Annotated in this window: 19 protein-coding genes and 1 riboswitch; of the genes, 14 read left to right on the forward strand and 5 right to left on the reverse strand. The window is 52.2% G+C overall.

Annotation, left to right across the window (positions count from 1 at the left end):
- Window positions 1-72: 72 nt before the first annotated feature.
- Genes M4D81_RS23615 through M4D81_RS23625 form a run of 3 tightly spaced genes read left to right on the forward strand, consistent with a single transcriptional unit; the run spans window position 73 to window position 2,435 of the window.
- Complete coding sequence (locus M4D81_RS23615) at window positions 73-762, forward strand: RNA polymerase sigma factor (RefSeq protein ID WP_260068235.1); 690 nt, start codon at window positions 73-75, stop codon at window positions 760-762.
- A complete protein-coding gene (locus tag M4D81_RS23620; protein WP_071219647.1) occupies window positions 743-1,585 on the forward strand; it encodes a hypothetical protein in 843 nt (280 codons plus the stop codon). Before M4D81_RS23615 ends, M4D81_RS23620 begins: the two co-directional genes overlap by 20 nt.
- Window positions 1,578-2,435, forward strand: coding sequence for an ATP-binding cassette domain-containing protein (locus M4D81_RS23625; protein ID WP_071219646.1), 858 nt, complete (start codon window positions 1,578-1,580; stop codon window positions 2,433-2,435). Before M4D81_RS23620 ends, M4D81_RS23625 begins: the two co-directional genes overlap by 8 nt.
- A gap of 75 nt (window positions 2,436-2,510) precedes the next feature.
- On the opposite strand, the gene M4D81_RS23630 is transcribed toward M4D81_RS23625, so the two are convergent.
- The gene (locus M4D81_RS23630) at window positions 2,511-2,768 is read right to left on the reverse strand and encodes a DUF3949 domain-containing protein (RefSeq protein ID WP_260068236.1); all 258 of its coding nucleotides are present in this window, start codon (window positions 2,766-2,768) and stop codon (window positions 2,511-2,513) included.
- 241 nt (window positions 2,769-3,009) lie between these two features.
- Between M4D81_RS23630 and M4D81_RS23635 the strand changes: the two genes are divergently transcribed.
- Both M4D81_RS23635 and M4D81_RS23640 read left to right on the forward strand, forming a co-directional pair.
- On the forward strand, window positions 3,010-3,834 hold the full coding sequence (locus tag M4D81_RS23635) for an SDR family NAD(P)-dependent oxidoreductase (protein ID WP_260068237.1): 825 nt from the start codon (window positions 3,010-3,012) through the stop codon (window positions 3,832-3,834).
- 154 nt (window positions 3,835-3,988) lie between these two features.
- Window positions 3,989-5,281: a homocysteine synthase gene (locus M4D81_RS23640; protein WP_216534086.1), complete on the forward strand. Its 1,293-nt coding sequence runs from the start codon at window positions 3,989-3,991 to the stop codon at window positions 5,279-5,281.
- 82 nt (window positions 5,282-5,363) lie between these two features.
- Here the strand turns inward: M4D81_RS23640 and M4D81_RS23645 are convergent, their stop codons facing one another.
- Window positions 5,364-5,978: a nucleotidyltransferase domain-containing protein gene (locus tag M4D81_RS23645; RefSeq protein WP_260068238.1), complete on the reverse strand. Its 615-nt coding sequence runs from the start codon at window positions 5,976-5,978 to the stop codon at window positions 5,364-5,366.
- A gap of 259 nt (window positions 5,979-6,237) precedes the next feature.
- On the opposite strand from M4D81_RS23645, the gene M4D81_RS23650 reads away from it, so the two are divergent.
- The 4 genes from M4D81_RS23650 (at window position 6,238) to M4D81_RS23665 (ending at window position 11,438) form a co-directional block, all read left to right on the forward strand.
- Complete coding sequence (locus tag M4D81_RS23650) at window positions 6,238-7,347, forward strand: PEP-utilizing enzyme, TIM barrel domain protein (protein ID WP_260068239.1); 1,110 nt, start codon at window positions 6,238-6,240, stop codon at window positions 7,345-7,347.
- 334 nt (window positions 7,348-7,681) lie between these two features.
- The gene (locus M4D81_RS23655) at window positions 7,682-9,703 is read left to right on the forward strand and encodes a heavy metal translocating P-type ATPase (protein WP_260068240.1); all 2,022 of its coding nucleotides are present in this window, start codon (window positions 7,682-7,684) and stop codon (window positions 9,701-9,703) included.
- A 489-nt stretch (window positions 9,704-10,192) separates the two neighbouring features.
- Complete coding sequence (trxB, locus tag M4D81_RS23660) at window positions 10,193-11,134, forward strand: thioredoxin-disulfide reductase (RefSeq protein WP_260068241.1); 942 nt, start codon at window positions 10,193-10,195, stop codon at window positions 11,132-11,134.
- Between the two features lie 67 nt (window positions 11,135-11,201).
- Window positions 11,202-11,438, forward strand: coding sequence for a glutaredoxin family protein (locus M4D81_RS23665; protein ID WP_006212730.1), 237 nt, complete (start codon window positions 11,202-11,204; stop codon window positions 11,436-11,438).
- Between the two features lie 120 nt (window positions 11,439-11,558).
- Here M4D81_RS23665 and M4D81_RS23670 read toward each other — a convergent pair whose 3' ends face one another.
- Together M4D81_RS23670 and M4D81_RS23675 are read right to left on the reverse strand one after the other, a co-directional pair.
- Entirely contained in the window at window positions 11,559-11,762 is a 204-nt protein-coding gene (locus M4D81_RS23670; RefSeq protein WP_071219636.1) for a hypothetical protein, read from the reverse strand.
- A gap of 153 nt (window positions 11,763-11,915) precedes the next feature.
- Window positions 11,916-13,088 (reverse strand): ROK family protein, encoded by a 1,173-nt coding sequence (locus M4D81_RS23675; protein WP_260068242.1) that lies wholly within the window; start codon window positions 13,086-13,088, stop codon window positions 11,916-11,918.
- A 366-nt stretch (window positions 13,089-13,454) separates the two neighbouring features.
- Between M4D81_RS23675 and xylA the strand changes: the two genes are divergently transcribed.
- The 5 genes from xylA (at window position 13,455) to M4D81_RS23700 (ending at window position 21,099) form a co-directional block, all read left to right on the forward strand.
- Window positions 13,455-14,771: a xylose isomerase gene (gene xylA / locus M4D81_RS23680; RefSeq protein ID WP_260068243.1), complete on the forward strand. Its 1,317-nt coding sequence runs from the start codon at window positions 13,455-13,457 to the stop codon at window positions 14,769-14,771.
- 208 nt (window positions 14,772-14,979) lie between these two features.
- Window positions 14,980-16,476 (forward strand): xylulokinase, encoded by a 1,497-nt coding sequence (xylB, locus tag M4D81_RS23685; RefSeq protein WP_260068244.1) that lies wholly within the window; start codon window positions 14,980-14,982, stop codon window positions 16,474-16,476.
- Between the two features lie 151 nt (window positions 16,477-16,627).
- Window positions 16,628-17,257 carry a bifunctional 4-hydroxy-2-oxoglutarate aldolase/2-dehydro-3-deoxy-phosphogluconate aldolase gene (locus M4D81_RS23690; RefSeq protein ID WP_260068245.1) on the forward strand — a complete coding sequence of 210 codons (630 nt, stop codon included), beginning with the start codon at window positions 16,628-16,630 and terminating at the stop codon, window positions 17,255-17,257.
- 240 nt (window positions 17,258-17,497) lie between these two features.
- The gene (locus M4D81_RS23695) at window positions 17,498-19,849 is read left to right on the forward strand and encodes a YcdB/YcdC domain-containing protein (protein WP_260068246.1); all 2,352 of its coding nucleotides are present in this window, start codon (window positions 17,498-17,500) and stop codon (window positions 19,847-19,849) included.
- A 107-nt stretch (window positions 19,850-19,956) separates the two neighbouring features.
- The gene (locus M4D81_RS23700) at window positions 19,957-21,099 is read left to right on the forward strand and encodes a transglutaminase domain-containing protein (RefSeq protein WP_260068247.1); all 1,143 of its coding nucleotides are present in this window, start codon (window positions 19,957-19,959) and stop codon (window positions 21,097-21,099) included.
- 75 nt (window positions 21,100-21,174) lie between these two features.
- On the opposite strand, the gene M4D81_RS23705 is transcribed toward M4D81_RS23700, so the two are convergent.
- Complete coding sequence (locus M4D81_RS23705) at window positions 21,175-22,566, reverse strand: amino acid permease (protein WP_233355141.1); 1,392 nt, start codon at window positions 22,564-22,566, stop codon at window positions 21,175-21,177.
- Window positions 22,567-22,736: 170 nt separating this feature from the next.
- Window positions 22,737-22,916: riboswitch (Lysine riboswitch) on the reverse strand.
- Between the last annotated feature and the right edge of the window lie 9 nt (window positions 22,917-22,925).

Consider the following 22,925-nt stretch of genomic DNA (forward strand, 5'->3'; position numbering starts at 1 on the left):
ACACGGTCGGTTATAATTGAGAAATAGATATAATGGGAAGATTAGAATGCACATAGAAAGGGGGGGGAAGGCATGATTTCCGATCAGCAGCTGTCCGAACGCATGGCTGCCGGCGACCAGGAAGCTTTTGAAATGCTGGTGACGAGGTACCATGGTCCGCTGCTCAGTTATACGACCCAGAGGCTGGCCGACAGGCAAAAAGCCCAGGATATCGTTCAGGAAACGTTTATCCGGCTCATTCGGCATCTGAAGCAGCACGGCACGCTGGAACATGTTCGCTCCTGGCTTTATCGCGTCGCTCTGAATATGTGCAAGGATTATTGGAAAAGCGCATCCTACAGGTCTGAAGGTCTGGCGGGTGAGGAGATGCCGGATGCATACGACCCTGCACCCGGCGCGGAAGAACTCGTGGAAAGGCAGGAAACGTCGCTCGAGATTGCAGCATCGCTGGAGAGCCTGCCCGATATACAACAGGAAGTCATATCTCTTCGATTCTTTCATGATCTGAAACTGCAGGAAATCGCCGACCTGGTCGACCTCCCCTTAAGTACGGTGAAAACGCATTTATATAACGGCTTGAGAAAGCTAAAGAAAACATTGTCCATGGAGCATTCCGAATTGGTACCCGTTCATCCGTCCCGAAGGACGCGGGAGACGAGTCCCCAGGAACAGGTAAGGAACCGCTCCAAGTCGGAAGAGCCGGATTCGCAGAGCAAAGTAAAAGAAAGTGAGGTGTATCTCCATGGATCATCCATTCGATAATGAATTGAGAAGACTCGAAGACGAGCTTCGCGGCCCGCTTAGACGCGCTGCTCTTCCATCGCCGTCACCGGATGAGACGGCGCAGCTCATTGCGTCTCTTCAGGGAGAGTTCAATCAGCTCAGGATTGAGCCCGAGTCCCCCAAGCTGGATTTTAATCCGCAGGTCGACCCGCCCTCATTAAAACAGATTCTTCGGAGCCAGATCCGATTGAATCAAAGATCCATTCTGCTCACAGCAGGCGCAGTATTCTGCATGTTGGTTCTGCTGATCGATCCGGAGTATCCATTGGATCAGTTTGCCGGATTGCCCGGCGGTATTTTTCCGTTGATTACCCCGCTGCTGCTGATTGTATCGATGCTGTTCAGCAGCCGAACCTGGGATAAAGGGATGCGGGCCGTGGAGACCCTGACCCCATACCCGCCGGCTCTTGTGTTGTATACCCGCCTGCTGCTTGTGACCGGTATCGTCATCGGAATGGCCTTGCTGAGTACCCTCGCGCTCGGGCTGCGATCCATCCAGGCGGAAACCTCCCGCTTTTTATTCGGACCCTTTATCCTGGAGTGGATGGGGATTCTGCTGGTGACGGGAGGAGCTGCGATGTATATGCTGTTTCGCAAAGGCATGGTCGTCTCACTGATCTCGGCCGTCCTGGTCTACGGCATGTGGATCGTGATTCAAGGACAAATCGTGGATCACGGCGTTTCGATGAGCGGCAAAATGATGACGGACATGGCCCTGCTTGTTATTGGAGTAATTCTGCTCGTCTCTTCCTACGGACGCAGCTTGAAGCTGAACGGAGCCTGGAGAATGGCCAATGATTAGGCTGGAAGGACTGGAACGACAGGCGGGTACGTACCGGCTTGAAATCGACAAAGCGGAGATTCAATCCGGCCTGAACCTTATCGTCGGGGCGAACGGCGCTGGAAAAACCACCCTGATTGAGCTGCTGACCACGCTGCAGGCCCCCGATGCAGGCGAGATCCTGTACAGCGGGCGCAGGGCAGGGGATCATTTGCCGCTAATCCGCAGTCAAATCGGATATGTCCCGGCGGATATCGAGCTGTATGGAGATATGAAGGTCGGCAAGCTGCTGACCTATATGGCGGAATTAAAGGGCGTCTATAACCCGGAGGCCATTGACAGGCTGATGGCGGACTTTCGGCTGGAGCCTTTTCGCAAGAGCAAGGTCAAGAATTTGTCGCAAGGGGTGCAGCGGCGCATTGCCGTCGTACAGGCGCTGCTGGCTTCTCCTTCTTTTCTATTCCTCGATGAGCCGTTAAACGGCATGGACGCCGAGGAACGTAAATTCCTTATCACGTACCTGACCAAGTACGCCAGGGGCCGAATGGTGATCGTGGCCGCCCACGAGCTGAACGAATGGGAAGAGGCGGCGGATACCGTGATATGGATACACCGCGGTCGCATCCGGTATATCGGTTCACCGACCCAGTGGAAGCTGAATGTAGCGTCCAGCGTCTGGGAAGGCGAGATCGATCTGGAAGCCTTCGAGCGGATACCGCAGGAGCTGCTGATTCATTTTCAAATGACGGAACATCACATGAGAGTAAGGCTGATGGGGAAAAAGCAGCCGGGGCCCGAATTTGTGGAGAAGGCGCCTACGCTGGAGGATACCTTTTTCCTACATATGAACGCCTTAGCCAGACGCGGCTGAGTATAGCTTGGATCATGAAAAATCATCGCCTTCATTCGGGCGATGATTTTTGCGTTTTCATCCGTTTAAAGCCGCCTACTTGGTCGTTTTTCCGCTTTTATGCCTCCAATTATAAATCCATGAAGCAACCATGGTGGAAGGCAAAAACAAGACTTGCGTATTGTAGTGGAGCTGTTCTTCTTGAAACGACATGTTGTTGTAATACGTTTCCTGATCGACCCCCTGCCTTCGGGAATCTTCCTTCAACGCTGCAATATACCGGTACTGTACGGGAATCATGATCAGAAATGCGGCGACCAGAACGCTCACAATAATCCACATCTCAGAACTCATACGTACACGCTCCTTTGGTTTATCGTATATGGAAAGCCATATTAATATACACTACGTATTGAACATCGGCATGGATTCAAATATTTACCATATGATCACCCGATCATCCAACTTTATCTATCGAAAGCCAATCATCCGTTTCAGAACAGGGTAAGGAAGGGTAGGCACGGTGCGCGTCATCGTTGAACGGCGGCAGGCGACTGTGGCATGAAAGGATGAATTCGGAAGGGAGCGAGAAATCATGGGAACCGTAAGTAAACAGGGAACGGAGAAGGTGGCGCTGGTAACGGGCGCTGGCGCGGGAATCGGACGAGGCATTGCCAAGGTGCTGGCTGAAAAAGGCTACCGGCTGGCGATGACCTACAATTCGAGCAAAGAAGGAATCGTAGATGTAGCGGAGGATATCGGCCATACCTACGGCAAGGAGCCGCTTATTATTCAGAGCGATTTGACCGTTCGCAGCGAAGCGGAGAATACGATACGAAAGACGATAGAGGAGTTTGGCCGGATCGATCTGTTGGTGAACAATGCGGGGATCGGCCTATATGACGAGCTGACGGAGATTGAAGAGGACGCGCTGGACATGACGGTTCATCTCGATTTTCGAGCGCCGATGCTGCTTAGCAAATATGCGGTTCGGGAGATGATCGCCCAGGGAATTCCGGGCAATATCATCTTCATCACGTCCTCCCGGGGAGAGAGAGCCTATCCCAAGGACAGCATTTACGGCGGCATGAAGGCAGCGCTTATACGTGCCGCACAATCGCTGGCGCTCGAGTGGGCACCGCATGGCATCCGCGTAAACTGCGTGGCACCGGGAGCAACCGTTCACAAGCCGGACCAATCGGCAGAGGACGAGCCGCTGGGCAGAAAGATTCCACTGGGAAGACTCGGCACGCCGTCGGACATCGGGGAAGCGATTGCCTGGCTCTGCTCGGATGCAGCATCCTATATTACCGGCATCAACCTCCGTATAGACGGCGGTTTAATCTTGCCGGGCATGCCGGAGGATACGTCCCCGGAAGCCGGATATGGATGGGGTAGAGTGTACAAGGAGAAGGAGTAAGGGTGACTTACGGGTGCATGCAGAAGAATTTATAATAAATATTCCGATAAATTTAGTGGGTTATCTCTCTTTTCAAACGAGAGAAAGTATGAGAGAATGGGAGAAATTATGAAATCATCATACTTTCCATATGAAGAAAAGGGAGGAAACACCCATGTCAGAAGAACGCCAATTTTCCATTGAAACCTTAGCGGTTCATGCAGGTCAGGAGCTTGATCCGACCACATTGTCCCGCGCTGTCCCTCTGTATCAGACGACTTCCTACGGGTTCAAAGACAGCGAGCATGCGGCGAATTTGTTTGCGCTTAAAGAATTCGGCAACATCTACACGCGTATTATGAACCCGACCACGGATGTGTTTGAGAAGCGGATTGCAGCGCTCGAGGGCGGTGCCGGCGCACTGGCGACATCTTCCGGGCAGGCAGCCATCACCTTCTCCATTCTGAACATTGCGGGCGCAGGTGATGAAATTGTTTCTTCCTCGAGTTTGTATGGCGGTACTTATAATTTATTTTCCAATACGCTCGCGAAGCTGGGGATCAAGGTGCATTTCGTGGATTCCACGGATCCTGAGAATTTCCGCAAAGCGATCAATGACAAGACGAAGGCCGTGTTTGCCGAAACGATCGGCAATCCGCAGGGGAATGTGCTGGATGTGGAAGCCGTTGCGGCCATCGCGCACGAGAGCGGCATTCCGCTTATCGTCGACAATACTTTCCCTAGCCCGTATCTGCTGCGCCCGATTGAATATGGAGCGGATATCGTCGTTCATTCCGCGACCAAATTCATCGGCGGCCACGGCACTTCCATCGGCGGGGTTATTGTCGATAGCGGTAAATTCGACTGGACGGCTAATGACAAGTTCCCAGGATTGACGCAGCCGGATCCAAGCTATCACGGCGTAGTATATACAGAGGCAGTAGGCCCGATCGCTTATATCATTAAAGCGCGCGTGCAGCTGCTGCGGGATATCGGCGCATCGCTGTCCCCGTTCAATTCCTGGCTGCTCCTGCAAGGACTGGAAACGCTGCATCTCCGGGTGGAGCGCCATAGCGAGAATGCGCTGAAGGTTGCCAAGTACTTGGAGAGTCACGAGGCGGTAGAATGGGTGAGCTATGCAGGGCTGCCGAGTCACCCTTCGTATGAGTTGGCGAAGAAGTACCTGCCGAAGGGACAAGGCGCTATCCTGACCTTCGGTATCAAAGGCGGGGCAGCGGCAGGTCAGAAGGTGATCGAGAATGTGAAGCTGTTCTCCCACTTGGCCAACGTCGGGGATTCCAAGTCACTGATCATTCATCCGGCCAGCACAACGCATCAGCAGCTGACGGAAGATGAGCAGCTTACGGCGGGTGTCAATCCGGAATTGCTGCGTCTGTCGATCGGGACCGAGTCTATCGATGATATCTTGTACGATCTGGGTCAAGCCATCGCGGCAAGTCAGGAGTAAAGGCTGACTGATGGATTTCAAATAAACTCAGAGCACTTTCCTGTATATGGAGGAAGGTGCTCTTTTTTTGTTGTCGCAAGGCCTACGGGGTTGTATCAATGCTGTCGAGCCATGGATGACCTGACGGAAACTGTGTCCGCAGCGCTTGGGTAAGCCATCCTGCAGCCTGTCGATCGAGGAAGGGCAGGACCTTCCTGAAATCCCGTTCGTCTTTTTCACGGATATTCTTGCTTCCCCCTTTATACAGGAGTTGTATCTCCGGTTTCAGATAGGGGATTCCTTGGTCTGTTTTTAAGGATATATCTTCGAGTGGTCTTCGAATGGAAGGTTCTCTGCGATAAATCCAGTTGTCCTGTTCGGTCTCCACCAGCATAATCTGGAATGAAAATGGGGCTTCGTCATTCCGGCTTACCCATACATCGCCAACCGAGTGCAAATATTCGCCTTCCTCCCAGAGGCATAAGGTCCCTTGATCCGCTTTGTACAGTGTCCATTCTTTGGCTAATGCTGCGTAAATGGCGGCCTGCTCTTCGCGCAGGATCAGGATATCGATATCGCCGTGTTCCCTGGTCTGCTCCCCCAAATATAAATCCAGTGCCCAGCCTCCGGCGATATACCAATGAGCAGGGATTTCAGCAAAAATTCTGACGGCATCCGATACGCTGATCGGTTCCCAATGGTCATAATCGGTTCTCATGCTCTGCGCTCCTTTTTCCGGGATGGATTCATTCCTTCATTGTATAGGTTTTATTCAGTTCTTGAAATGAGGATAAACAGAAAGGCATCCGTACCCTCGCGCAGTTATCCGGTATAAGGAGAGCAGGGTGCTTGGTTTGTTCCGTCTTGTTATTTTCAGCCGGTGTTTATTCCGTGGGCTGTATATTTCCAATTGTTTCATAATAATCTGTAAGGAGGCGTTTATCCAATTCAAGGTGAAAGGGAGTAGAAGGATAACCATGACGGAAAGGCAATGGGGAGCACGCAGCGAATTGGGAGAGCGTCGATTGGAAGATCAAGAGTTCATCGGAGTTGAAGAGATTACGGCAAACGAGAGTTCTCCCGAGACGGATCTGCTGAAGCATTTTGCAATGGCAGGAGGAGTGACCCATGAGGAGGTATTGCTGTTATTGGCATCGCCTGACGATATTGAAGAAGCCCTCAGGGTTTCTGGGATTCGGCATAACGGCACGGACAGACCTTCCTTGACCCGACTGCTGGGGTGGAGTGACAGGAACCGAAGACTGAAAGTCATGAGCCGATCCGCAGACCCTGAATCCATTGCACGAGATATCAGTCAAGGTGCTCAGGGAATCGGGCTGATACGCGGGGAGGATGCTGTGCAGCATGGCCTGCTGCAGGAGGTTTACACGACGTGGTTGAATTCGCGGAGCGCAGAGAAGAGCGCTCTGTTGAGGCGGAGACTTATCATGCTGTGGATGACCTATTGGGTGTCGGTGTTTCAGGCGGCGGATGGAGCTAGGTGTGCGGTCAGCTTGCTGCACGATGCCCGGCTTTCCAACACGATGGAGTTGCGTGAAGCGCAGGATGCTCAGCTGGAGTCCTTGTTCCGGGCTATGGAGCAGTGCAGCGAGGAGGGCGTAGATTGCCAATTAGAGCTCCTGGCTGTACGTCCGGCACACGCGGATGACTTCATATCGATCCATAATTTTATCGAAGAAGTGGCAGAGCAGACCCTTATGGATCAAAGACGTTTTGTGCGTATTCGTTATGGGGCGCTACTCAGAGAAGGGATGAATCCAGCGACGGCAGCGGAAATTGCTCGTTTGGCCGATGTGATTGTATTCGATTCGGAGGGGACGGGGAATTCCGAATTGTCGGATGAGGCAGGACACAGGGTCACGGCTTTCTCCGAGATGATCCATCGTATTAAGCGAACGAAGCCGCAATTAACGCTCCGGATTAATGGGGTGGCTACCGCGGATTTGCGGATGGTTTACCGACAGGGCATACACGAGGTGTGCTGTCAGTCCTCAGAGATTGCAGCCATTCGAATAACCGGTGCGAGGCTGGAGATGCGCCGCAGATGTTCGACGATTGTCGAGTGATGGAATGTGAGCGCTTAACAAAATAGGTGATGGATTAAAGAGAAGTCCTTGCGGGGAGAACGCAAGGGCTTTTTTACGTGTAGAGGTTCATCTTCAATATTAGGGACGCGAATAGGTACTCTTCAGTATTTAAAAAATGTGAAAAATATGGTTTACAAATGAGGATGAAGTGAGTATGATACTTATAAAGTTGTACGAAGGAAAATAAATTGTATAAGTTCAAAAATGATTCTCATTCTCATTTAGCATGCTGCTCCGGCGAAGCCGGGGCAGCATGTGTCATTTTAAGGGTAGTAATAATGGATTTCATTCTCAACTAGGAAGGTGATTGGTTATGCAATGGATACAAAGTCAAACGACGACTGGACGCATATCGACAATAGAAAATGGAGTCGATCCTCGTGAGCCGCGGCAGCCTGGGAAGTGGGATATACGCAGTCTGCTGAGCAACGCGGAGGTCGTGGCTGCGCTGGGCAGCGGCCTGCTGATGCTGGTCGCTTGGCTGACCAGTCAATGGTCTGAGCCGCTCTCCGTTGTGTTGTATGTGATATCCTATGCCGTCGGCGGATGGGTGAAAGCGAAAGAAGGCGTGGAGACCCTTCTGAAGGAGCGCGATCTGGATGTGAATCTGCTGATGATTGCTGCCGCTATGGGAGCTGCAGCGATCGGGTACTGGAATGAAGGCGCGATGCTGATCTTCATCTTTGCCCTCAGCGGCGCGCTTGAGAGTTATACCATGGAGAGAAGCCGCAAGGACATCTCTTCCTTGATGGAGCTGCAGCCGGAAACGGCCCTTCGCATTGAGAAGGGAGAGATGGTATCGGTATCCATCAACAAGCTGGAGATCGGCGATCTGATTCTGGTAAAGCCGGGCGAGCTTATTCCTGCAGACGGCAAAATTTATCGCGGCAGCTCCTCCGTCAACCAGGCTTCGATTACCGGGGAATCCGTACCGGTCGATAAGTCCGTAGGCGATGAGGTGTTCACAGGCACCTTAAACGGGGAAGGCGTATTGTACATTGAGGTTACCCAGTCGGCGGAATCCACGTTGTTCGCCAAAATTATCAAGCTGGTGGAAGAAGCGGAGAACGAAGTTCCGGAATCGCAGCGGTTTATCAAGCGGTTCGAATCGATATATGCCCGTGTCGTTGTCATTGCGACCGTGGCCCTGATCGTTCTGGCTACTCCCGTCCTGGGATGGGATTGGGATACTACCTTCTATAAAGCGATGGTGTTTCTCGTAGTAGCCTCCCCTTGTGCGCTGGTATCCTCCATCATGCCTGCGATGCTGTCGGCAATTTCTAATCGCGCCAGAAAAGGCGTATTGTTCAAAGGCGGCGCCCATATCGAGAATATGGCACGCACGGCGGTTGTCGCTTTTGATAAGACAGGTACCTTGACGCTCGGTACGCCAGTGGTTACGGATTTTATCGCAGGCGAAGGCTGGGATCGGCATGAACTGCTCGGCATCAGTGCTTCTATCGAAAGAATGTCGAAGCATCCTCTGGCCTTGGCGATTGTCCAATCGGCTGAGAAAGAGGGGGCCGAGCTGCAGCAGGTAGAGAACGGACAGTCCATAACTGGATGGGGTATGCAGGCGGAAGTGGAAGGAATCATTTGGAAAATAGGAAAAAGCGATGTTTTGGATCAGCCGACTATAGATCAGCATTCCGGTGCAGCTTCCGCGCAAAAGGAGTTGGGCGCGCTTGAAGAGAATCGCCAGCACTGGCTGTCCATCCGGAACATGCTGGAATCCGAAGGCAAGACGGTTTCCGTGATCCTGAAGGGAGACCGTATCGCGGGCATGATCGCTCTGCAGGATGCGGTCCGGCCTCAAGCGGCAATGGCTGTTAAGCGGCTGCAGCAGCTGGGCATCAAGGTAGCGATGCTGACGGGGGACCGCAAGGCGACGGCGGACGTGATTGCGAAGCAGAGCGGCGTAGACATGGTGTTTTCCGATTTGCTGCCGGAAGATAAAGTTACACATATTAAGGAGCTTCGGGCCCGTTACGGCCATGTGGTCATGGTTGGGGACGGAGTGAACGATGCACCGGCACTGGCTACCGCGACCGTGGGCATCGGCATGGGCGTTTCGGGAAGCGGAACGGCGCTGGAGGTAGCGGATGCGGTGCTGATGAATGACAATATCGATGAAATTGCCGGCACCGTCAAGGTGGCACGCCGGGTTCAGCGTATCGTGAAGCAAAATATGATCTTTGCCATCACCGTGATTTTGACGCTGATTGCAGCTAATTTCATTCAAGGCGTTGCGCTGCCGCTGGGTGTCATCGGTCACGAAGGAAGCACCATTCTGGTGATACTGAACGGGCTTCGTCTGCTGCGCACCAACCGTTAAATCGAATCTGTATCTTGTGTTAAAAGTCCCCCTGACTTCGCATGGCGAGTGCAGGGGGATTTTTGTAGTTGCCGAGTTTCGCCCTCAATGGCCGTGGCCGATCTCGATTTCTCCCAAGCTCTACGCTGCTAGGTTCGGCATGCAAGGACTCGCTGCCAGGGCTGTTCTTTTTTTCATCAAACATTCATCTTCCTTTCGTTAAAAGAGCGGGGGAGTCTTGCGGTGCCCTTAAATTCATATAACCCTCTCTCTGCGTACGATTGTTTGCAAAGTAAGCGTTTCCAGGTCGAAAAGATCGCCGCCTTCTTGGGAGAAAGAAGTTCATTTCCCCGATATATTGGATTGCATTTCGATTTATGAAGAATGGATTAACAATATTTTGGAATGGGATGTGATGTGACATATTGACAGACGGCCCCGATATAACCATAATTAATATTAATTTATAATGATTATAATTAAGCGTTCCATATATAGGAGGGAAACGATATGTACAAATCCGTTATTATAGGCACAGGCCCTGCCGGCCTTACGGCTGCAATCTATCTGGCCCGTGCCAACTTGAGCCCGCTCGTAATTGAAGGTCCGCAACCTGGCGGACAGCTGACCACCACAACCGAAGTTGAGAATTTTCCGGGTTTTCCCGAAGGCATCATGGGTCCTGAGCTGATGGACAATATGCGTCAGCAGGCTGAACGTTTTGGCGCAGAATTTCGTACAGGCTGGGTGAACAGCGTGGAATTCGGAGAGCGTCCGTTCAAGCTGGACGTAGACGGTATGGGCGAGGTAATTGCCGAAACGTTGATTATCTCTACGGGCGCAACGGCCAAATATCTCGGCATTCCTGGAGAACAGGATAATGTAGGACGCGGCGTAAGTACCTGCGCAACATGCGACGGATTCTTCTTCCGCGGCAAAGAGATCGTTGTTGTCGGCGGCGGCGATTCCGCGCTGGAGGAAGCGAACTTCCTGACCCGCTTTGCATCCAAAGTAACACTGGTACACCGTCGGGAGGAGCTTCGTGCATCGAAAATCATGCAGGACCGCGCCCGAACTAACGAGAAAATCGAATGGGCCCTGAACCGCACGCCGCAGGAAGTCATCGCGGACGAGACAGGCGTCAAAGGGATCAAAGTGCTCAATAATGAAACTGGCGAAGAGGAGACGATTACAGTCAGCGGCGTATTCGTGGCCATCGGTCATCATCCGAACACCGGTTTCCTCGGCGGAAACATTACAACGGATCCGAACGGTTATATCGTAACGACCCCGGGAACATCCGAGACGAATATCCAAGGCGTATTTGCTTGCGGCGACGTGCAGGATACCCGTTACAGACAAGCGATCACCGCGGCAGGAAGCGGCTGTATGGCAGCTATGGATGCGGAGAAATATATCGAGAGCTTGGAACACAACGCTGTTGTGTTGTAAACTGATAGATAGAGATCGAACGGGCTTTAAGCAGAGCCTAATCATGAGTAGAGGAGACTGATCAACCATGGAAAATGTGATTGTATATACTTCAAATAACTGCCCGCACTGCAAACAAGTAAAAGGCTTCTTGTCCGATCAAGGCATCGAATTTGAAGAGCGAAACATCGAGCAAAACGACGAATTCGCGCAGCAAGTATGGGATATGGGCGTTCGCGCAGTACCGCTCACCATCATCGGCGAGCACCGCATTCTTGGCATGAATAAGCTCCAGTTCAACAAAGCGTTGAACCCCGAAGCTTAATCTAACCAGCATGATGGCAAGCCAATTGCTTGCTTATGATAAAAAGCTCCTTCCCTGATTTCCGGGAAGGAGCTTTTTTGTTTGCCGAGATATGCTGCCAAACGTACGCTCAGATCGTGTTCACTTGCTAAAAAACAGACTCATGATGATCTGGAATACGACGTAAGCTGCCACGCCGGAGCCGATGAGAATGAAGCCGGCTTTTTTCTTGCCTTGAAAAAAACGCATGATGGCGAGACTGAACAAAGGTGCGATAACTAGGAGAAACAGCAATACGGTCACAAACATTTCCGGCGATATTTCCGCAGTGCTTACATAGGTCATTTGAGCGTTTCCTCTCCCTTTAGTATAACGATCACACAGCATCTCCATGAGGAGAACCGTGATTTAAATTACAGGACGAGATTAATTATAGCGGAAAATCGCGGGATTTTCCTTAATATGCAGGGTGTTAATTACGACAAAATATCGTCAATTTTAATGAATCGGCATGGAGACTCGTATCGGCCCCAGAAACTGCGAGATGGCGGAGTAAGCCGCGCCGATCAGGGTGGAGCGGCTGCCCAGCTCGGCAAACCGGATCTCCATCAGCTCACGATGGTAAGGAAGCGTGCGCTGGGCTACGACCTGTCGCAGCGTATCCTCAATCCAGGCCCGTGCGTCGGACAGCGGACCGCCGATAATGACGGATTGAGGATTGAATCCGTTGACAAGATTGGTAATGCCGACACCGAGATAACGTCCAAGCTCTTCAAAATGCCGGATGCTCTCCTCATGGCCTCGCTCTGCATGGTGAATCAGCTCGGATGTCCGCCTGGACGGGAGAGCGGCACCCTTGCTGTCGTAAGATTTCTCCGAGGCATACAGCTCCCAGCAGCCGCGGTTGCCGCAGGTGCATTCCAGTCCATCGGCTTCGATGGACATATGGCCGCTCTCGCCAGCGTATCCGCGGGCTCCCTTATAGAGCTCGCCATTGATGATAATGCCGGAACCGATACCGCTGCCGGCACTGATATAGAGAAGATGGCGGGCGTCCCGGCCAGCTCCGAAGCGCAGCTCGCCCTGGGCACCTGCGTTTGCTTCATTGTCGATGGTTACGGGAAGTCCGAGCTCCTGCTCGAGCTGCTTCTGCAGCGGCACCATGTCCCATCCCAGGTTGGGAGCGAAGAGGACGGTGCCGTCACCGTCCACCATCCCAGGGACGCCTACGCCAATCCCGATGATCCCATACGGGGAGGGAGGGGCCTGCCGCATCAGGCCATGAATCAGACCAACCATCAGCCGCGTCACCGACTCCACGTCATGTCCTCCAAGGGCGGTATCTTCTTCGGCAAGGATCTTGCCTTCCAGATCTGTAAGCACGGCGGTCATTTGCTTGACGCGCAGCTCCACGCCGACGGCATAACCGGCTTGTCCGTTAAACAGCAGCAGCTGCGGTTTCCTGCCGCCGCTGGATTCGCCGGGTCCGATCTCCTGGACCAGGTGGTTGCTGCACAACTCCTGTACGAGATTGGATACGGTGGCCTTGTTCAGTCCGGTTAGCTTGGAGACTTTCGCTCGGGAGACAGGGGCGTACTGACGTATCGTATCGAGGATAATCGAAGTATTTATTTTTTTGACCAGAGCCTGGTCACCGGTAATATTCGCCATGTGTATTCATCCTTTTAGTCTTGCTTCCTGATCATGATAAGTTTTGGAGACTTGATATGCTCATAGTCTAGGGGCAAAGCCCGGAAATTGCAACAGCCCGTAACGCTGCCCGGGTGCGCGTTAATCTTTTGTCCGGGGTTTCCATCGTCATAACATTTAAATATGAATTTGCAGGAAATCTAGGCAGTGAGCCAAACAGAGATGCGTTGATCTTTTGTAGAAATAATCCTAACAGCAGGTGTCACCGATTTTGAAAAAGTTGTAAGGCAATAACTTTGTTTAACCAATAGACAAAGTAGAAATCCTGTGTTAGGATAACCTTGTAAGCGTTAACCACACCTTAACAAGGTATAGGAGGATTTATTCATGGCCTATTTTAACAACATTAGCAAAGTCGAGTACGAAGGCAGCCAATCAACCAACCCTTATGCTTTTAAATTTTATAATCCGACAGAAGTAGTGGCCGGCAAAACGATGGAAGAGCATCTCCGTTTCGCCATGGCTTACTGGCATACATTGACTGCAGGCGGTTCGGATCCGTTCGGCGCTGACACTGCGGTTCGCCCTTGGGGCAGCTACTCCGGCATGGACCTCGCCAAAGCACGCGTTGAGGCAGGCTTTGAGTTCATGGAGAAAATGAATCTTCCGTATTTCTGCTTCCACGATGTGGACATTGCGCCTGAGGGCAGCAGCCTGCGCGAGTTCTACAGCAACATCGATACGATTGTGGATTCGATTGAAGACCACATGAAATCCACAGGCAAGAAATTGCTCTGGAACACGGCGAACATGTTCACGAACCCACGCTTCATGCATGGTGCGGGCACTACATGCAACGCGGACGTGTACGCTCATGCGGCAGCCCAAGTAAAGAAAGGCCTTGAAGTCGGCAAACGCCTCGGCGCCGAGAACTACGTGTTCTGGGGAGGCCGCGAAGGTTATGAGACCCTGCTCAACACGGATATGGGCCTTGAACTGGATAACCTGGCACGCCTGTTCCATATGGCGGTGGATTATGCGAAGGAAATCGGCTTTGACGCCCAATTCCTGATCGAGCCTAAACCGAAGGAGCCAACCAAGCACCAATATGACTTTGATGCGGCTACAACAATTGCATTCCTGCAAAAATACGGCCTCGACAAGCACTTTAAACTGAATCTCGAAGCCAACCACGCCACGCTCGCCGGTCATACCTTTGAACATGAGCTTCGCGTAGCACGCATCAACGGCATGCTCGGTTCCCTCGATGCGAACCAAGGCGATATGCTCATCGGATGGGATACGGACGAATTCCCGGTTAACATCTACGACGCGACATTGACGCTGTACGAAGTGCTGATGAACGGCGGTCTCGGCCGCGGCGGCGTGAACTTCGATGCGAAGGTTCGCCGCCCGTCCTTCGAGCCGGAAGATCTGTTCCATGCGCACATCGCGGGTATGGACACTTACGCAAAAGGCTTGAAAGTGGCAGCGAAGCTGATCGAAGACCGCGTATTCGAGGACTTCATCGCGAAGCGCTACAGTAGCTTTAACGAAGGCATTGGCGCAGACATCGTATCCGGCAAGGCTACACTGGCTTCCCTTGCAGAGTACGCCCTGAACAACGAGTCCCCGCGCAAGAACGAATCCGGACGTCAAGAAATGCTGAAAGCGATTCTGAATCAGTATATTCTTGCAAATTAATCGATACTCTCTTTAGCGCTTGTACCATGAAATCCAAACCTTCACCGGCTCCCTCCAGGGAAGCCGGTGTACTTATTTCAATCAGGAAACTATAGCGAGCTATGGTCGACAGCCATCCAAGCATACCTCGGATCACGCATCGTGCGGCCGGGGGAAGTGCCAACGATGTTTTCATGTTCGGTTCATGAGGAGACGAAGGAGGATATAGATGAGTTACGTTATCGGAGTTGATTTGGGGACCAGTGCTGTGAAGACCGTGCTGGTGGACCCAAGCGGCAAGGTTGTCGCCGAGCATTCGGAGTCGTATCCGCTGAGCCAGCCGAAACCGGGTTACAGCGTGCAGCGACCGGAGGATTGGGTCGACAAAACGGTATTGTCGTTACGGGAATTAATGAGCAGAAACAACATTGACCCATCCGAGGTTGAGGGGTTAAGCTTCTCAGGCCAGATGCATGGTCTGGTCTTGGTAGACGGTGAGGGTGCAGTGCTGCGGCCGGCCATACTGTGGAATGACACGCGCACAACGGCGCAATGCCGTCGTATCGAGGAGACCCTGCAGGAGAAGCTGCTAGGGATTGCACGCAATCGCGCGCTGGAAGGTTTCACCCTGCCCAAGATTCTATGGGTGCAGGAGTTTGAACCGGAGCTGCTCGAACAGGCTGCCTTGTTCCTGCTGCCTAAGGATTATGTACGTTTCCGCCTGACCGGGCAATGCGCAATGGACTATTCCGATGCAGCCGGAACGCTGCTGCTGGATGTGGCGGGCAAGTCTTGGAGCACCGACATTTTGGATGCCTTCCAGCTGCCGCACACCCTATGCCCGCCGCTGGTCGAATCCTTCGATCAGTGCGGCACCTTGCTCCCTGAGATCGCCGAGCAAGCCGCTCTGCTGCCAAATACGAAGGTATTTGCTGGCGGTGCGGACAACGCCTGCGGCGCCATCGGCGCAGGGATTCTCGAAGAAGGGCAGACGATGTGCAGCATTGGTACATCGGGCGTGGTACTCTCCTATGAGGAGCGTCGCGAGGTGGATTTTGAAGGCAAGGTCCATTTCTTTAATCATGGCGAGAAAGATGCTTACTATATCATGGGCGTGACCCTGGCTGCGGGATACAGCCTGACCTGGTTCAAGGATACCTTTGCGCCGGATGTCTCCTTTGATGCGCTGTTAAGCGATATCGGAAGCATCCCGGCTGGCAGCGGAGGGCTGCTGTTCACGCCGTATATCGTCGGTGAACGCACGCCGCATCCGGATGCAACCATTCGCGGCAGCTTTATCGGAATGGATGCGGGACATAAGCTGCCTCACTTTGCACGTTCGGTACTCGAGGGAATCACGTTCTCTCTCCGTGAATCCATCGATATTCTTCGTTCATCCGGCAAGCGGATCGACCGCGTCATTTCCATCGGGGGCGGCGCCAAGAACGAAACGTGGCTGCAAATGCAGGCGGACGTGTTCAACGCTGAAATCGTGAAGCTGGAGAGCGAACAGGGCCCGGCTATGGGCGCGGCGATGCTCGCAGCCTACGGCTGCGGCTGGTTCCCAAGCCTTCAGGACTGCGCGAAGGCGTTTTTGCGGCCGGCACGCTCGTATTCTCCCAATCCGCAGGCGGTTCAAGCTTATGACCAATTGTTTGGACTCTATCAAAGCGTATACGGAGCAACGCGTGAACTTGGCGCAGAGCTGTCCGGATTCCGGGGATAACCCTATAGAAGAGCAGGTCGGGAATACAGGTTTCCCGGCCTGCTTTTTTTGCGTGAACGCTGTGGACCGCATATACTTGAAGCAGGTTGAAGTTGCAGCATATGCGATTTAGGAACGTGCCGGAAGTGTAAATAGAAATGGGGGGAAGACAATGAAATTGACAGCTGAGCTCAAACGCGAGAAAATCGTTGCCATCGTGCGAGGCATTACGAGAGAACAGGCCGACTTCGTAGGAGAAGGGTTGACCCAAGGCGGAATTCGGTTCATGGAAGTGACCATGAATACGAAAGGCGCTTTACATATGATCCAGGATTGGCGTGCTCGGTATGACGGCGCTGTATATATAGGCGCGGGAACCGTGCTTGATGTGGAGATGGCGAAGGAGGCGGTCTCCGCCGGAGCGCAATTTCTGATCTCGCCAAACACGGATCTTTCCGTCATCGAATATGCTTTGGAGCAAGGAATTGATGTATGGCCTGGGGCGATGACGCCTACGGAGATCGTTGCGGCGTACGCAGCCGGCGCCGAGATCGTGAAGCTGTTTCCCATGGCCAGCCTGGGCTTGTCATTTATCCGGGAGCTTCAGGGCCCGCTGAATCACATTCCGCTGCTTGCCACGGGCGGCGTTACGCTGGATAATCTTGCGGATTATTTTAATGCAGGTGCAGTTGCGGTTGGTTTAGGCAGCGCGCTGCTCCCGAAGGATGCGCTCGCGTCCGGAAATATGGAGGAGATCAGGCGTCGTACCGCGGCTTTTGTTGAAGCTGCGCAGCTTGGTTAGCGTGTTCCATAGGGAATTCCTATTCGTAAGAAGCGGGATCGAAATAGTTACACTTTGTTCATCCTTAACCATGTTGGTTATGTTTTCGAAGCTTACTACATAAGGAATATATAGACAAGTTATGGTATTATTTAGGTAGCTTGGTTATGTCATTGCTGCCGTGTACAGTCACTTGTTAAGGATATCATCATGTGTAAGTAAGGCATGGTTAGGTTCAAGTAATGGAAGGGAGCGAATCAAGTGAATCCATCAGGTAAGAAGAAGGTAAGGGTAAAAAAGACCGTGTGCGCGGTTACGGCTACAGCTATGTTATGTTTGGCGCAGCCGGTGTGGGGAGACAATTCCGTTCCGGGCAGCGGAGTCGCTGTAACTGATACGGTAACTGCCGTGACTAGCAGCGATAACACCGGTTCGGAAGGTGTAACGGATAACGAAATACCAAAGGGTGCAAAAATTTCGTCCAAGCAGGCGGAAGACATCATCAAGAAGGCTTTCCCGGAGCTAAAGAACGTGAAAGTATCGAATGTGCAGTTCTTGGAGAATGATGGCATGAGATCGAGCGCGCTTGCTTGGGATCTGCAAATGGAATTGACCAAAGGGAACACAAGCTCGGGCTTCAATGCCCAGGTCAATGCGGTCACGGGTGAACTTATTAACATTTATATCCCTCGTTCCTTGTTGAACCATGGTAGCGACAAACCGCTGATAACCCGTGAAGCAGCCAAGGAGAAGGCGCTGAAATGGATCGGCAGCCATGTATCGGATCTGAAGGCCAGCGAGCTTAAGGAGAATGAGGCTTATCTCGGGATGCAGACGGCGCTGTTCAGTCCGCCGCGGTTTGATTTTTATTTCCAGACCTCGGTGAACGGAATTGAATCGGATGTGAACAGCATTTCGATCACGCTGGACGGACAGGGCAATACCATTAACTATTCCCGCAATCAAGTCAATGAAGAGTTTCCTTCATCCACACCGAAATTGAATGAGGCCTCCATTCGTAAATTGTTTGAGGATCAGTTCCAGGTCTCCTTGGCTTATGTACCTGATCATTTATATAACAACGCCAAAGGCAATTATTTCTTAGGTTACATACCTAATGATCAATCAGCGAATTCAATGGATGCCAATACAGGCAAGTTCATTAGTTTTTCGGGGGAAGAAAGTGAGTATACCTCGATTGAGAACGGCACGATTCCGTTGTCCAAAGAGATTTTCAAGCCAATCACGGCTCCATTTGCTGGCGGAGATGCAGCAGCCAGATGGGTGGAATCGCAGATCAAACTCCCGTCCGGCTTGAAGACAGAATCCAAGTCACTGGGTACCAGATGGAACAATAATGAGATCAAGACGTGGAATATAAGATGGGGCGAGAACCATCTTTCCGCCATGGGCGGAGGGGAGATGGTATCCGCAGAGGTGGACGCCAAGACCGGACAAATTTACTCCTACAACCGATATCGTTTTGACCGAACCGGTGCTCCGGAAGTGAAGAGCCCGATTTCGAAGCAGGCTGCGCAGAATCTCGCATTCGAGACGGTAAGCAGGCTGGTGCCGAATGCTGCCGAGGAATGGAAGTTGACATCCGTTGATAAAATGGGCAAAGACACTAAAACCCTTAATTATCAATTTTCATTTCAGCGCTATGTCGGTGATATTCGCGTCATGGGTGATTCCCTGAATCTCACGATTGAGGCCGACGGGCAAATCCAGGGCTTTAGTGTGAATTCCGAAGCTGTCCTGTCCAAGCTGCCAACGGACGCAAAGCCGGCCGTCAGTGCGGAGCAGGCAAAAGCTAAATATCTGGAAGAGATTGAGCTGAAGCTGAAATATGGTTACTACGGCGGTTACGCAATGAACGGTAATGAGATTATGAAGCCTTTCATTAAGCTGATTTATTATCCGACACACAAAAAGGCGGTTTATGGCGGCATTGCGGTACCGCTGGATGCCAAGAACGGAGAATGGCGCGATATTACGCCTGAAATGAGCCGCAAGGATATTCCGGCGGTTACCGATGCGGCGGGGCATGATGCGGAAGCGGCTCTTAAGGAGCTGGTGCAATATCGGGTGTTGGTTCCGGACAAGGACGGAAAGGTATACCCGGATCGCCAAATTACCCTTGGCGAATGGTATCAGCTGGTGGCGGCATCGGTGAGTCCGTCCTACGAGCAGGTGTATGGAAGATCTACCATGGATCCATACGCGGGTTTGCAGCCGGATCATCCGTATTATCAGGCCATTCAGGTGCTGATCGGGCAGAACTGGATTCCTTATGATCCGGACAGCCCGCTGCAGCTGGACCGCAAGCTGACAAGGGATGAATTGGCAAGCTCGCTGACCCGTATTCTGAATTACGAAAAGCTGTCCAAAGCCTTTATCCTGCCAACCGATGTGCAGGGAATATCGGATGCCGACGCCATTACTAACAAAGGCGCAGCCCTGATCGCCCTCAAGCTGGGGCTTCTCCCGGCGGTTGATGGCAAGTTCTTGCCGGAGCGTGAGGTGACGCGAGCGGAAGCTGCAGAGGTACTCGTCCGCATGTCGAAGCTGGCGGGACGCAGCGATTCTTTCCTGTCCTCATTTTATTGGTAGCATTTGATATTCGTGCCCGGTCGACAAAACTAGAACCCATAAGCCCTGATGTTATGTGTTACAATAATGGTGCATACGGATGAGGAAGATGAAGGGCGGGTGTACCGATGAAACGAAGCCGAGGAACAATCGTTAAATTACTGTTCATAGGGTCTTTGGCGGTAACCGTTGCAGCAGTACCTGAACCAGCTAATCTCAGTGATGTCTATGCCACCTCCAACAAAGCGGTCGTGAAGTCGGTCGATGGGATTCAACAGAAGCTGCTGACAGCTATGAGCGACAGGCAATCGACGGTGCGTTTTGTTTACCAGGGAGAGACCCAATCGCTGAAATCGCAGCTTAAAGATGCACTTGATCAGGCGATGGCCAGTGATCCTTATATTCACTACACCATCGCTAGCTATAGCTACGACTATCGTGGGACATCCAGTTCCGCCAATGTTACCGTTCGGTTGAGTTACCGCGAGACTGCGGAGCAGACAAACTACGTGAACCAGAATGCCGACAGCATTTTGAAGCGGATCATCAAGCCGGGCATGAATGATCATGAGAAGGTGAAAGCCATCCACGATTGGGTTGTCCGGAACTTGAAGTATGATACCACGCTTACAAAATATACGGCCTATGACGGACTCTACACCGGAAGCACGGTATGCCAGGGCTATTCCCTGTTAACGCATAAACTGCTGAAGGGAGCAGGGATCCAGAACAAAATCGTAGAGGGCACGGCTTATGCCTCCGATAATCCGCAGGGCCAGCTTCATGCCTGGAATCTGGTTCTTCTGGACGGCAAATGGTACCATCTGGACACGACGTGGAACGATCCCGTGCCGGATCGCGACAACGAGGTATCCTATACGTACTATCTCCGGACGGATGAACAGATGGGCCGCGATCATACCTGGGTGAAATCTTATCCGAAGGCGAGCACGCTTTACCGCAACACGCTGGCCGGGCTAGCTGCGAAGGATCGTTCGAGAACCGAAGTATACGAACAATTGAAGCGGGATTTGGAATATCAGCTCTATGATGCCCGTTCCATCGTCAGCTCCTACGCAAAGCTCCAACCACTGGTTAAAGCTGCAAAGGCTGAAGGCAGCCGGAAGCTGGTGTTCCGGTTTGACGGCAGCGAGCGAGAGCTTGTAAATGTGCTCCAGCAAGTGCAGATGAAGAGCAATCTCGGCTCTATCAAATACTATCATCATGCGTTTGAGAACACAGGTGATCTTAGAGTGCAGATCATTTGGTAATATGTCCGTATCCAAAAAAGCAGCTTCCGTTCCCAAGTATGGGAGGGAAGCTGCTTTTGGTATGTCTGATTTAACTTATTTAACGTTCGTGCTCAAATCGCACTCGTCCAATGGTACGATGCGGCTCTTCTTAATCAAGCGGTAGCCGAACCAGATGGAGAGGAACAACGGAATGCTGACATAAGTGGCAATGATCGTTAACCAATCGATCTCCCCGCTGAAATTGCCTTGACCGATAATGGCAACAAGACAGAGCAGGAAGGCGAAGATGGGACCGAAGGGGAACCAGCGTGCACGGAATGGCAGCTCCTTCAGGTCTTTACCTTGGGCGACGTAAGCTTTGCGGAAGCGATAATGACTCACGGCAATGGCCAGCCAGTTAATGAATCCGCACATTCCGGAGGCATTCAGGAGCCACACGTAGACTACGCCATCGCCGAAGAAGGAGGCCAGGAAGGCCAGCATGCCTACGGCAGAGGTTACGATTAGGGCGGCAACCGGTACGCCGCGGCTGTTTAGCCGGCTCAGCCATCTCGGAGCCATTCCTTGCTTCGCCATGGCATATAGGACACGGGTTGAGGCATACATCCCCGAGTTTCCTGCCGACAGCACGGAGCTGAGAATGACCGCATTCATTACGGAAGCCGCAAACGCAAGGCCGGCTTTCTCAAACACCAAGGTGAATGGGCTGACACCGATATTGTCGACCCCGGATTGAAGCAAGCTCGGATGGGTGTAAGGGATCAGCATGCCGATGACAAAAATAGCGAAAATATAGAAGATCAGGATGCGCCAGAACACCTGACGGATGGCTTTAGGGACGTGTTTTCTCGGATTTTCGCTCTCGCCGGCCGCGACTCCGATCAGCTCGGTTCCCTGGAAGGAGAAGCCTGCAGCCATAAACACACCGACAAGCGCGAAGAACCCGCCGTGTACCGGCCCGTCGCCTAGACTAAAGTTAGTGAATCCAACGGCTTCACCGCCAAGAATACCGAAGATCATCATGACCCCGATGATGAGGAAGATAATGACGGTTGCCACCTTAATGATAGCAAACCAATATTCCGATTCGCCATATCCTTTGGCGGATAGAAAGTTTAAGCCGAACATAATCGCCAGGAACAGAAGACTCCACAGAAATGACGGGCTGTCCGGGAACCAGAATTTAATAATAACCGTCGCCGCTGCGAGTTCGGCGGCGATGGTAACGGCCCAGTTGTACCAGAAGTTCCAGCCGACGGCAAATCCGAAGGCGGGGCTGACAAACCGGGAGGCGTAGGTGCTGAATGAGCCGGAATCCGGAAGATACGTAGCGAGTTCGCCGAGGCTGGTCATCAGAAAGTAAACCATGAGGCCAACCGCGGCATAGGCGATAAGCGCTCCGCCTGGGCCGGCAGAGGCGATGGCCGTTCCACTTGCCAGGAAGAGGCCGGTACCGATCGATCCGCCAAGGGCGATCATTGTCATATGACGGGCTTTAAAGCTCTGCTTGAGCGAAGCAGCCGGTGCTTTTTTGCGATTCAAGATCGAACACTCCTTCTATACATTAAGAAATGATATTTACAATATACCCTGTTAGAACAAAAAGACCGCAGGTCCTATACCTGCGGTCTTTATCGTATCCGCATCATACCCTCCATGAAGATAGCACAACACGGGGAAATCCCCGTGACAGTTCCGTCTCTTTCGACAACGGCCCCAGCACAGGATACAAGAGTATACCCTGCACTTCGGCATTCATGCCTTTCACTGTGCTTCACCGGCTTCTCTTCGCCTCGGCACAACTACTGATCATGTCTGCAACCTCTACCTCATCTTGGAATGAT

It is taken from the genome of Paenibacillus sp. p3-SID867 (genome assembly GCF_025142895.1).
GTDB lineage: Bacteria > Bacillota > Bacilli > Paenibacillales > Paenibacillaceae > Paenibacillus_AQ.